The organism is Acinetobacter sp. HR7, from assembly GCF_000773685.1.
Taxonomy (GTDB): Bacteria; Pseudomonadota; Gammaproteobacteria; order Pseudomonadales; family Moraxellaceae; genus Acinetobacter; species Acinetobacter thermotolerans.
This window is the reverse complement of the sequence record NZ_JPQO01000092.1, coordinates 1-11,691: the sequence shown is the minus strand read 5'-3', so window position 1 is coordinate 11,691 and position 11,691 is coordinate 1. Positions and strand designations below refer to the sequence as shown.

Sequence of the window (11,691 nt, the reverse complement as noted above, 5' to 3'; positions counted from 1 at the left end):
GTAAGTGTCAACAGACCCTAAATAAAAAAAATCCCACCAAGGTGGGATTTTATTGGATGTTTTTAAGCTCAAGATTAACCAAAACTTAATCCAAGCATTGGGTAATTTCATTGAACTGGTTAATCTGAAACTTCGGTTTCGCCTGAGCAAACTCTTCTGCTGAACCATATCCATAAGTCACGGCAATGGTATCAATACCATTCCGACGAGCACCGAAAATATCATGCTCACGGTCACCGACCATGATGCAGGTCGCTGGATCTAACTGTTCCTGTTGCAGGATATATTCAATCAAATCACCTTTATTGGTTCGTTCACCATTTAACTCACTGCCATAAATACCTTTGAAGTATTGATCCAGCCCAAAATGTTCCAGAATCTGTCGGGCATAGATGGTCGGTTTGGCTGTTGCCAGAAAGAGTTGATAACCACGTTGGTTCAGCTCGGTCAAAGTTTCTGCCACATTTGGAAAGACCTTGTTTTCATATAAGCCTTTCACTGCAAAACGTTCACGGTAAGCTTCCAATGCCTGCTCTGCCAGAACATGGTTATTATCTACATTGAGGATTTTTGCCAGAGAAGCTTTTAAAGGCGGACCAATGATCCAGTCAATATTGGTATCCGGGCTGATGGGATGCCCGATTTTTTCCAGGCCATAACGTACAGAAGTGGTAATTCCAACTTTTGGATCCGTTAATGTTCCATCCAGATCAATCAATATATTCCGAATCACCACATTCCTCCGCTACGTCGATCTAAATTGGTATCGAGTGTTTATCAAATTTTGCCTATACTAACCCAAATCATGAGATTAAGGACATCGTTTTGCGCCCTACTGTATTGTGCTTTTCAGGTCTGGATCCTTCTGGCGGAGCAGGCCTTCAGGCGGATATTGAAGCGGTTGGCCAAAGTGGCGCCCATGCCGCGATCGCCTGCACTGCCCTGACCATCCAAAACTCGCAACAGGTGTTTGGCTTTGAGGCAACTTCGAAAAACTTGCTGCTTGCTCAGGCCCATGCAGTCGTGGGTGATTTGCCGATTCGCGGTGTAAAGTCTGGCATGCTTGGAACGACCGAGAACATTGAAGCATTGGCCGAGTTTCTGAATGAGCATCCGGAATATTTCTATGTCTTGGATCCTGTCTTAGTCGCAAATAGTGGCGGTTCGCTTGGCGATCAAGCCACCTTAGTTAAAGCCTTCACCCAGCTAATTCCACATGCCACTATTATTACTCCGAATACGGTAGAATTGCGCGCACTCACTGGTGAGCAGGATCTGGAACTTGCCACTCAAAAACTGTTTGCCATGGGTGCTAAAGCGGTTCTAGTCAAAGGTGGCCATGAAGATACGCCAGACTACATTCAAAACAGTCTTTATATTAATGGTGAACTGATCAACCAGACTCGCTGTGCCCGACTTGAAGGTGAATATCATGGTTCCGGCTGTTCACTGGCCAGCTTTATCGCTGGTCGTCTGGCCTTAGGTGACCAGCTTAAAACTGCGGTTCAGCATGCTGAAGCCTGGTTATTTGGCGTATTAAAAAATGCCGAAACACCAGTACCGAATGGTCAGAAAATTCCAAAACGTTTTAGTTAATCTGATACGTACGAAAAAGGCCTAAATCATTTAGGCCTTTTTATTGAAATCTAGTTTGTACAATATATCGATTAAATATCTAGCAATAATTTAATTCCTTAGGCTAGATATTCGCTTCTCTATTTTCCCCATCCAAATCTAGAACCTGCATCGCTCCCGTTTCAAATTCCCCCGGTACAGAAACATGTTGGTGTACAATCTTCCACTGCCCTTGCTCTTTTCTCACACATATAGTAGAGCGGCACCATTTTACAGTTGAAAGCCACTTCACTTTTTCAGCGTCCGCTGGTGTGAGTTTTACATAGCAATGAATGAATGCTAAATTAGACTCTACATAGATATTCACATCACGCCGCTGTATGGTTACCCCATGAAGCATATAAGGCTTGTAAAGATTCCATCTCTGTTCATAAGCTTCAAGACCATGGACTTGGCTATTTAAATCAAAAAAAGTGACATCTGATCCGCACAACCTAACCGAATTCTGAACATCCAATTCCGCTATTGCACTATCTACTTCATGTAATAAATCAACAATTTCTTTACCTAAAGAGGGATCCCCGAAGATTTTCATTCTATTCTCTTTTATTTCTTGCTTTACAACATCACTGTAACTTGCTCCCCATAAGAAACCTTATGCAAAATTACAGCGCCAAAACTTTTTATAATATGTATGATTCAGACAAATTCGACTTGCTAGAATCTTTGTGCTTTTATCTTATCTATTTTTATATAAGGCTACATATACTTAAAGAAGTCCAGTAGCACATCGCCTGATCATATTTTTAACTCTTTGGTTAAGATTTGTTAAAGACAAATGCTTGATATGTCTAACAATACCGTTAGATAAAATAAATCACAAGTTCTATTTTAAATGTATTTAAATCACAGCTTTGCTATAGTACTCTCTTGGCATATCCAGAATTTCCACACACAGCTGAATCTCCAAGCCTAGTTGCGGCTGCACATGCTGTTGCAGCACTTGCAGTACACATTGCGAAATGGCCTGTTTCAATTCAGGACTACGGCCAGACAATAATGAAACTTTCGCATGCACATAAGCCTGCGTCGTATTCACATCCAGACCGATGACATAATCCTGCTGGCGAATCGCCCGACTTTTCAGATCTTTCGGCTCAGTAATGTATTTTGCATCAAAAAATGCCTGATGGATTGCCAGTAACATTGGCTTGATTTCAAGGCTCTGGAGATTGTCTGAATATTCGATATGAAGATGAGGCATGCTTAAAGTCACTGAGTTATGTTTTATTATTATGCCGTGAATTCTATATTTTGGTGGTTAAAAAAGAATGACGGCTTGTTTTTAAGCCGCCATTCTTTTGTTTCAAATATAACTTCGCAGAAATATGATCGTTATGCTTTTTTTACATATTCAGATTTCAGCTTGATAGCGCCAATGCCATCCACTTTACAATCCAGGTTATGACCATCAGTTGCATCTGGCAGCAAACGCACACTTTTTACTTTGGTACCAACTTTCACTACAGAAGAAGAGCCTTTAATTTTCAGGTCTTTAATCACCGTCACACTATCACCATCCGCTAGAACATTGCCATTGGCATCCTTGATGATTACCTGCTCTTCAGTGGTATCTTCACCTTCTTTCCACTCATGTGCGCATTCAGGACAGATCAGCAAGTCCCCATCTTCATAGGTATATTCAGACTGGCATTTTGGACAAGATGGTAGCGCCATAGGAACCTCAAAAAATAAAAATAAGAAATAGAAAAATTAAAAATTCATTATAACATTTTATACCTTAATATTTATATGGATTTTATTTGAACATCCTAAAAAGAATAAAGCCTAGACAAACCGGGCTTTAGAAAATCAATTTTCAATAGGCTAAGCAGGATTAGCTTTTAAAAGACAGCTCTTCATCATCCACGTCATCATAGACATAGGCCATACAACCCCAACCGTCGTAGACGCCACCAAATTCATTGGCGATTTTGGTAAACCATTGCTCCAGATCGACAATATCTTCGTAAGCCGGTTCCATATAAACATAAATGGTAATCACCCACTCCAGCGTGTCACTTTCTTCATCCTGAAACAGGCTGATTTTTTGTTCTTCTTTTAACAGGTGCAAGGCACAGCGATCCGCCTGTTCTTCTTCATTAAAGGCAATTGAAAATTCAATTTCATGCGCTTCGGTGAGGTCATCCCCATCCTGAAACATCTGCCAGAGTACGTTGCCATTTTCATCATCGGGGAACTGCTGATAATCACGTGACATAGGAGCGTCCTTATTCTACTGCTGTTTTATTATACAAATTAGATTAGCTGATTTTTAAACAAGATACGACCATTAATTTACAATTTTTAATGAACAAATGATGATTTAAACCATTGTTTAATATAATTATTTTTTAATACATCTCTATCTAAATTTATCTTTCTGTCTGATAGACTGCTAGAGATCATTTCATTGATAATCTAAGATCATTTTCCTCAACACTTGAGCTGAAGAAAGTTATCCACTTCATACCAGTTCAGCTGCTGGTGCACGTTTAAATTCCAGCAGCAATGCCGCAAATTTCAGCTCCTCTAGGCGCAAGTCCAGATAAGGTTGCTGAATTGCAGCTTGGCTCAAATCCTTGCCTTTATGATTAATTAAATGAAAATCGTCCTGCAAAGCCCGCTGCATTTGCCCTAGATTTTCCGGGGTTAAACACAACAGATACAGATCTGCACGACTGTTAAAAGCCAGCGTGATCATATCTATCGTGGTATTACGGCGATCATCATCCACATAGTTACAGGTCGCCACTTTACGCTCCTGTACCATCTGATTGATCCGTTCACGCAGCTGCTGTAAATGACGGGCTGCATCCTGTTCCTGATAGCCTTCAATCAATTCATCCAGTACATCTTTCGAAGTCAGGGCAAAACCATGTGAGTAACCACTGATTTTATGCTGTAAAGCCAGCAACACATCCTGCAAGCGATATTCTTCCTGAGCCTGCTGATAATAACGCCCGAGTTTCTCCTGTGCCTGCTGTTCAACTTGTGCAATGCTTTTAGTCTGATAATCATTAACATAGGCTTTGACCCGTTCGATATAGCCTTTAATGTCATCAATCATAATGGAAGCATCTGCCTTGGTCATTTCCACAAAGGTCTCCGCCTGCAATCGACGGTTAACTACATACTGCTCGATCTCACAGATTTCCTGGTATTTCTTATATTTATCCAGGGTAGTTTTTAAGCCGCTGACCTGTACCCGTAACTGGGACAACTCGAACTCAGTCTCTTCCAGCTGGTTCTCATACTCAGAAATTTTAAGACGCGCGTGGTCGAGATTGTCTTGTAAGAATTTTAGGTTTCCACGCAAAGATTTCAGCTTACTGAGTGTGATCGACAACACTCCAGCTAACACCCCTACCAGAACGAATGAAACGATGCTGAACATTGTTCGTTCCTCAATCCAAAAAAAGAAAATTGCTGCAAATGTAATCATTAAAATGGGCGAGCAAGCATATTGTGCACGGATTCACAAAAGAATCCCATCCTCAGTTTTGGAGGTAAACTATTTATAAAATTCAAGTTTTTGTTGATTTTTCATTTATTTCTTTATAGGCAAACGACATTCTTTGGTGAATACATCCTCTTCTACATGAATGAGTCTTTTTTATTTTCCCTAATGGATAGCAGACATTTTTTTATTCAGTAGAGATTCAATCCCCTAAAAGTTTTAATACTTTTATTTTTATATAACAGCTTTTTAGTCAAATGCGTGTAAGGAAATCTGAGAGTACTATAGGGAACGTGCAGTGAGATAAATTTAACCATTCGATATATTTACATATTTTAACACTTCAGATAACTAAAATTACATTTAGGTAAATTTCACCAGATTTCTATCCCAAATACCCCTTTAATTTTTAAATATTTTGAAACATTTTCTCACATTTTACCCAACGCCCTCGATCAGCGTATCCGCTCAGTTCATCCTCTATGAGGAAATAAAATCAGAATGGCACTTCTCCACGGATTTCGACAGACTCACCACTAATCGGCTGTTCAAAAGCCAGATAGCTGGCATGTAAAGCCATCCGTTTTAGTGGACTGCGTTGTGGCTCTGGATGGTAAATCTTGTCCCCGGTAATTGGATGACCAATATGCAGCATATGCACGCGTAACTGATGCGAACGACCGGTAATCGGTGTCAGTAACACCCGGCTAATGTCCTGTTCAGCATCATAATGTAGGGTTTGATACAGCGTTTGTGAAGGCTTGCCCAGTTCCAGATGCACCATCTGACGCGGACGGTTTTCCCAATCGGTGATCAGCGGTGCATTCACCTCGCCTTCGCCTTCAAGTCGCCCTTGTACCAAAGCAATATAGTTTTTCTTGACCCGTCGCGCCTGAAACATTTTACTGACCGCAACTTCGGCATCGCGATGCTTGGCAAACATCAAGATACCCGAGGTCGCCATATCCAGACGATGAGTAATTTTGGCATCTGGAATCTGATCACGTACCCGCAAATAAGCACTGTCATGATGTTCAGGTAAACGTCCCGGTACCGATAGCAACCCGGCCGGTTTATCAATCACGACCAGGTCAGCATCTTCATAGAGAATTTTCAGGGGATCTTGTGGTGGGGCGTAAACAAAATCGTCATTCAGTGGCATGGAACAGCGCTATGGGAGGAGAAAACGCGAAAAATATCAAGGCCTCTCCTAACTGTCAATCAATCGACCAAAGGCACTCGAATAAAAATTGTTAGACTTGGGTAGATGCCGGATCAGTCTGGCCTGAGCTATGCTGGTACTGCTGTTTGATGCTCTCGATCTCTCCGCTGACAAAACTGTTTAAAATGGACTGTACCTGTTTCAGGCTTAATTCCCGGAAAGAGACATAATCCTTGGCTTTATAGCTAAACAGTCCAAATAGGTTCTTTTCACCTGCCACTTCAATATCACTATCGAGTTTAAATTCCAGCTGGTGCGACGCCGCAAATTCATTCAGACTAATCTGAATAGATTGTCCGCTTTCAGGATCGGTTACGGTAAAGGTGGTGCTACCCGCCTGCATTTGCAATTGCAGAATCAGTAACTGACTCCAGTTCAGGCTATGAAACTTTTCCAGCACCGCTTCCGCACTTAGATTTTCTAGCTGAACACCCTCTTCCTTGTCTTTATGGGGATAGCTGATTTCTACTTCATAGCGCTTCATTTTTATTCTCGCCCTTTCTCATTGATCATTTTTCATACTAGCAAAAGTATTTTATTATTATCATTTAATTTTAAAATGATCAAAAATCAAGCATTAATTTCAAAAATAAAATGCGCTAAAACCGACAAAAGGCAAAAGTCTTCACTGATCCTAAGTTATACACTTAATCCGCCAGATAATATTCTACGGTGGATACCACACGGACTTTTTTCAGATACGGCGTGTTGCTGTCACGATCTTCGATGCTAAACAGGCCCTGATTCGCGGTCTTGATTTTACCGAGTCGGCTTTGTGAATCTGCGGCGAATTTTTCTGCCACACTCCGGGCATTTTGTGTGGCTTCTTCGATCATGGCCGGCTTGATGTCATTCAGTTGAGTAAACAGATATTCAGTTCTTTGTCCAGAATCTTCGCCATTAAAAGCAATGCCCTTCTTCCCTAGTTCCGCCAGACGGGTTTGCGCAGCACGCACCTGTTCAATATTATGGGTATAAACGGTAATGGTCTGATGCGCCGCATAACGCAGTGCGACATTGGCATCACCACCATATTGCTGGGCATATTTATCGGTCGTTACCGGCGCCCCCGTAGTGATTTCTTCAGGTTTAAAGCCTTCAGTTTTCAGAAAGTTCTGAATCTGCAGGGTTTGCTGTTCCATATTGTCATACAGCTCAGCCAGATCCTGACTGCCGGCACTAAAGCGGATCGGCCAGACTGCGACATCGGCTTTCACTTCTCGTTCTGACAGGCCTTTGACTGAAACAACTCGTTCATATTGTTTGATTCTGAGCGCACTATTGCCAAGGATCCATCCGGCAATAATCATACCGACAGCAATCAATGCTCCTAAAATTAGGGCAGGTTTAAACTGGGTCATGCTTCAAACTCCTTTTGCCTTATTCTGATCAGACTATTTTAATCATTTTACTGTAGTGCTTTCACCTCTAGATGACTACTGCTTCCGCTCTATGGATACCATTTGGATGACCGGAATGCTTGTATTTTTAAATAAGACATAAGGTGATGAAGGGCACCAGATAAAACAAAAGAATGCCGATTCTATACACTGCCATGCCACCATAATGAATGGCTTCAAAAGTAGTGTCAGAGAGCTGGAACCAACGACCATGAATGCCTTTTACTCAGTTTCGAGCAAACACGATCAGCAAGAACCAGAGCATTAAGATGCCATAATTGATCACAAGTGAATAGAGTAGAAACTGCCGCCAGAAATCCAAATCCATAGTGATCTCCTGCCTGAACATGCTGCTTATTTTCTAAACTAGCATAAATCCCTGATATGAGCATTGAATGCTGGATTTGTGTCTTGAATACAGGAAATTTGGATGACTTGAGAAGGTTTGGAGAGAAGAATTTTTTAATTATTTTTTATGCTGATTTGGAGAATCTTTTAGGGTGTAGGGAAAACTCGCGATGGTTTACTTCAACTATCAATCTTTGTAAGAATTGACCTTATAGCCTACAAACTTCTGGTTCATAGCGTCCTAAGCCGGATCAAGACCTTTTGGGTTCGTACTGCTCTCGCGTTTTGCGCCGCTCACAGCATGCTACTCTTTCCGATCCCATCACACCCTTGAGATATATAGTAACCCTGAGTGGATGGGATTAATTTCCTATGTTTGACTCATTTTTTTAATTTTTGAAAATTTATTTCACCAAATATATAAGTCTCGAGAAATAAATTCCATTTGATCATTTTTATGACGTTTTATTCTGTAAAAATGACTTTTATTGGGATTTTATTTTTAGAATTTCCCGCATTTTTATTTTAATACATGCTGCTGTAACCACTGCGCGGTAAACCACCAACCACTCATCGCTGACATGCCGGACATGATAATGGCCAGCACTTTATTCATTTTGCTTAGGTCAGATGTAAACACTTTCAGGTTAATCAGATAAGCTAAGGCAAAATACACCAGTCCGATTGCACCACAAAAAGGCACAAACACCAGTGGCCACGCGCTCCAAAGATGAGCTGAAAGTGGTAATTTTCCAGATTCAGGAACTTGATCGGTGATTTCCATATTCGATTGCCCTATTTACACAGCAAAATGCACTGTTTTAAACCAAGACTCTATCCAAAGATGGAGTCTCGCCCTCTACAATTAAATGATTTGCAAAATCCAAGCCAAATCAGTGCAGTTTTAAAAGTACAAAAGCATGTTTGCATAAAAAAGCCCTGCACAGAGGCAAGGCTTAGGGAGGATAATGATCTGTATTTAAATCAATTTAAATCAATATTTATGCCTTGCAGCATTTTTCGCAGCCACTTACCTTCTCTCTTGGCCAGTTCATGCGCGCCCGCTTATAGGCCAGATCATAATTAGCAAAGTAACCAATCAGGATCTGGGCATCAGCAGCAGGTAGATCTTCACAACCAACCGTTGAATTATGAATGAGATGTGCCCCGTTGGCTGCAGCATTTTCATCAATCACAAACTTGATCATGTCCATGCAAGTTCCCCCATCTTCGTTTTTATTAAGGTAGGAATAAAGCCATACATTTTGTATGTATTTATAAATCCCATACTAAAATTATGCCTTTTATGCACAAAAATCAATCAGGTTGCCAAAATATTTTTCAAGTTTTTTTAGTTGAATTAGCGACTTATCACAGATTCTATTTGAAATGCTGCTCGACTAGACAGTTTTAGGTGTGGTCTTGTCATTCTTGTTTTTCCTGAACCAGCGTACAAACCACACCACTGCAATGATCAGGGCGATCACCACCAGTACCGGAATAAAGAATGAAAAAATGGAGAGGACAGCGGCACTGATCCATTCACCGGTCGAAATCACCGGATTACCTGCACCGCCTGTTGTCGCGGTCGATAAGCCACGTAATGCGACGGTTCCAAATTGCACCGCGCCTGCCGTCCCGCCCCCGACAATCAGGGCTGCTGCCCATCCAACAAACTGGGACATTTCCCCACTACTGACGGCCATAGTGGATACGGTTCCGGCAATCACTGCTGCTGGTGTGGCAATGGTATCCAGGACATTGTCCACCCAAGGAATGTAGTAGGCGGAAATTTCACAGATGGTTGCGATTGCCAAAGTCAGACACACCGATGGTAATGCCAGCCAGCCGAAACCCTGGATCGGTTCAAACCAGCCCATCATGCAGGCCACGCTCATAACCAGTAACGGAACAAAGATACGAAAACCACAAGCTGCACTGAGCCCAATACCAATACATAAACCGAGAATCGTTTCCATACTGCGCTCCAGGTAGATTTGTGGCGATGGTTTCTTTTTATCTGTTTCTAAAATAGCAAAAAGCCCTATTGGGTAATAGGGCTTTTATTTTAAAACAGTTTGTTCTGTTTTATTCTTTGCTGTAGCTCAGGCAACCTTATCGTTGTATTTGGTGCCTTGGCATTTGGTACACGGTGGTAAGCGGTCTGTACCAATTTCTAAGTAAACGCGATGTCCACATTGAACACAAAAATAGAAACCTGTTCCCGGTTTTGAGCCAGCTGTTACCATCTTTGTTCTCCGTTGTTTTAGAAAATGGTAAAGCTAGTATAACCACGCTTTATAGCTTACGGATTGTCCATTTTGTTACAAAATTATGTCGATTAGGCGAAATTGAAATTTTATAAATTATCTAATTAGTCATTTGCCACACTCGCAGATGGTTTTGGTATGGCGGCATTTACTTCAATCATTTTTAGATTATTTAACTCACTATCTTGTATGAGCTTTAAAAAGCGTTCCTATCTATTCTCTGAAATTTCCATATTATGAATTACTAGATAAATTCCTTTATGAGACTTTTCTGACTTTTGATAAATAGGTAGTTGCGAAGTAAATCCTTTTTCTAGCTTACTATTAGAGGTTAATTTCACCTCAACAAGCACTTTAATATTAGCCCCTTTACTAACTTTGAAATCTACCGGTCCCCTACCTGCATCCGATTCTGGACTAATATCAAGATTATTTGCTGAACAATATGCATCAGCTATACCAAAGAATAAGAGTTGTGCAGCTGACTCATGCTTTCTTTTCCCATTTTTATCGTAAAGCAACTTGCATAACTGGTTATCTTCTATCAATTTTTTGAAATGTTCACAGATTACCTCTACAGTTTTATATACATCATCTAAAGTTGGTGTGGCTGATAACTTTAAATCTAAGGGATATTCTTTGACTACTTTTTTTTGATGCCTCATACCATACTGTTTCCCCTGTAGGATCATCTACAAAATCATAATATTGAGGTGATATTTGTTTATAGGCTTCCAGAACTTCTCTCAAAAAAATTGGATCATCAATGATTGCTTTCCGGATATGTCCTTTTTGTTCTTTTATAGAAATTTTTTTAAAGGAACCTTCAATCACTGAATTCAAATAAAGGCGTAATTGTTCATTCTTTTTACAGATCCAATCCAAGTCCATGAGACTATCCGCAATTGGAAGGTCTCGTAAAAATTCTTTAGGAACAAGAATTATAGGTTTTCCAGTAAGTTTATTTTGAGGTAATTCATTAGGTTCATAATTTTTCGAAAATGATTTTTTACTTAATGGAATATTTAATTCAGCACATATACGCTGAGTATAAGAAATAAAATCTTCTATCAAAATATTTGAAATTAAATCACTTATTAAGTCAGGTCCTACTCCCTCTTGAAATCCTCCTATCAACTCAAAAATTGTTGGATCATTTGTACCAGCATCTAAAATTTGTTTCAAATTTCTAAGAATCTCTAATTTTTTGATTTTACCTATACCACCGCCACTGGCATTTTCTTTGCCATATCCTATCGATAATCCATTAATTTCACTTGACTTAAAAAATTCAAAAGCTCTATTCCAAAAAATATCATTTTCTTTTTTGCTAGCATTTGAACCGTACCGGGTTTG

At 40.3% G+C, this 11,691-nt stretch carries 15 protein-coding genes and 2 pseudogenes; 1 reads left to right on the top strand and 16 read right to left on the bottom strand.

Annotation, left to right across the window (positions count from 1 at the left end):
• Window positions 1–85 precede the first annotated feature (85 nt).
• The gene (locus GW12_RS05405) at window positions 86–733 is read right to left on the bottom strand and encodes an HAD family hydrolase (RefSeq protein ID WP_034584486.1); all 648 of its coding nucleotides are present in this window, start codon (window positions 731–733) and stop codon (window positions 86–88) included.
• A gap of 92 nt (window positions 734–825) precedes the next feature.
• On the opposite strand from GW12_RS05405, the gene GW12_RS05400 reads away from it, so the two are divergent.
• A complete protein-coding gene (locus GW12_RS05400; RefSeq protein WP_034584482.1) occupies window positions 826–1,596 on the top strand; it encodes a hydroxymethylpyrimidine/phosphomethylpyrimidine kinase in 771 nt (256 codons plus the stop codon).
• Between the two features lie 103 nt (window positions 1,597–1,699).
• Here the strand turns inward: GW12_RS05400 and GW12_RS05395 are convergent, their stop codons facing one another.
• From GW12_RS05395 to GW12_RS15770, 15 genes and pseudogenes are all read right to left on the bottom strand, one after another.
• Window positions 1,700–2,170, bottom strand: coding sequence for a nuclear transport factor 2 family protein (locus tag GW12_RS05395; protein ID WP_034584481.1), 471 nt, complete (start codon window positions 2,168–2,170; stop codon window positions 1,700–1,702).
• A gap of 306 nt (window positions 2,171–2,476) precedes the next feature.
• Entirely contained in the window at window positions 2,477–2,839 is a 363-nt protein-coding gene (locus GW12_RS05390; RefSeq protein ID WP_034584479.1) for a 5-carboxymethyl-2-hydroxymuconate Delta-isomerase, read from the bottom strand.
• Between the two features lie 131 nt (window positions 2,840–2,970).
• On the bottom strand, window positions 2,971–3,312 hold the full coding sequence (locus tag GW12_RS05385) for a zinc ribbon domain-containing protein YjdM (RefSeq protein WP_034584477.1): 342 nt from the start codon (window positions 3,310–3,312) through the stop codon (window positions 2,971–2,973).
• A gap of 160 nt (window positions 3,313–3,472) precedes the next feature.
• Window positions 3,473–3,856: a ribonuclease E inhibitor RraB gene (locus tag GW12_RS05380; RefSeq protein ID WP_034584475.1), complete on the bottom strand. Its 384-nt coding sequence runs from the start codon at window positions 3,854–3,856 to the stop codon at window positions 3,473–3,475.
• A gap of 246 nt (window positions 3,857–4,102) precedes the next feature.
• Window positions 4,103–5,032: a DUF4041 domain-containing protein gene (locus tag GW12_RS05375; RefSeq protein ID WP_034584474.1), complete on the bottom strand. Its 930-nt coding sequence runs from the start codon at window positions 5,030–5,032 to the stop codon at window positions 4,103–4,105.
• A gap of 559 nt (window positions 5,033–5,591) precedes the next feature.
• Window positions 5,592–6,257 carry an RluA family pseudouridine synthase gene (locus GW12_RS05370; RefSeq protein ID WP_034584472.1) on the bottom strand — a complete coding sequence of 222 codons (666 nt, stop codon included), beginning with the start codon at window positions 6,255–6,257 and terminating at the stop codon, window positions 5,592–5,594.
• A 91-nt stretch (window positions 6,258–6,348) separates the two neighbouring features.
• On the bottom strand, window positions 6,349–6,801 hold the full coding sequence (locus tag GW12_RS05365) for a hypothetical protein (RefSeq protein WP_034584470.1): 453 nt from the start codon (window positions 6,799–6,801) through the stop codon (window positions 6,349–6,351).
• A gap of 163 nt (window positions 6,802–6,964) precedes the next feature.
• The gene (locus GW12_RS05360; RefSeq protein WP_034584468.1) at window positions 6,965–7,678 is read right to left on the bottom strand and encodes an SIMPL domain-containing protein; all 714 of its coding nucleotides are present in this window, start codon (window positions 7,676–7,678) and stop codon (window positions 6,965–6,967) included.
• Between the two features lie 127 nt (window positions 7,679–7,805).
• Window positions 7,806–8,045: pseudogene (locus GW12_RS15960) on the bottom strand (DUF6868 family protein).
• A 540-nt stretch (window positions 8,046–8,585) separates the two neighbouring features.
• Window positions 8,586–8,849 carry a hypothetical protein gene (locus GW12_RS05350; RefSeq protein ID WP_034584466.1) on the bottom strand — a complete coding sequence of 88 codons (264 nt, stop codon included), beginning with the start codon at window positions 8,847–8,849 and terminating at the stop codon, window positions 8,586–8,588.
• A 217-nt stretch (window positions 8,850–9,066) separates the two neighbouring features.
• Complete coding sequence (locus GW12_RS05345; RefSeq protein WP_034584484.1) at window positions 9,067–9,273, bottom strand: hypothetical protein; 207 nt, start codon at window positions 9,271–9,273, stop codon at window positions 9,067–9,069.
• Window positions 9,274–9,465: 192 nt separating this feature from the next.
• Window positions 9,466–10,044, bottom strand: a complete 579-nt coding sequence (locus tag GW12_RS05340; protein WP_034584465.1) for a DUF4126 domain-containing protein — start codon at window positions 10,042–10,044, stop codon at window positions 9,466–9,468.
• 126 nt (window positions 10,045–10,170) lie between these two features.
• Window positions 10,171–10,314, bottom strand: coding sequence for a hypothetical protein (locus GW12_RS15360; RefSeq protein WP_081403460.1), 144 nt, complete (start codon window positions 10,312–10,314; stop codon window positions 10,171–10,173).
• A 230-nt stretch (window positions 10,315–10,544) separates the two neighbouring features.
• Window positions 10,545–11,000: a hypothetical protein gene (locus GW12_RS05335; protein ID WP_152598531.1), complete on the bottom strand. Its 456-nt coding sequence runs from the start codon at window positions 10,998–11,000 to the stop codon at window positions 10,545–10,547.
• Window positions 10,927–11,691 (bottom strand): annotated as a pseudogene (locus tag GW12_RS15770) (hypothetical protein); the annotation flags it as partial. The pseudogene GW12_RS15770 and the gene GW12_RS05335, both read right to left, overlap by 74 nt.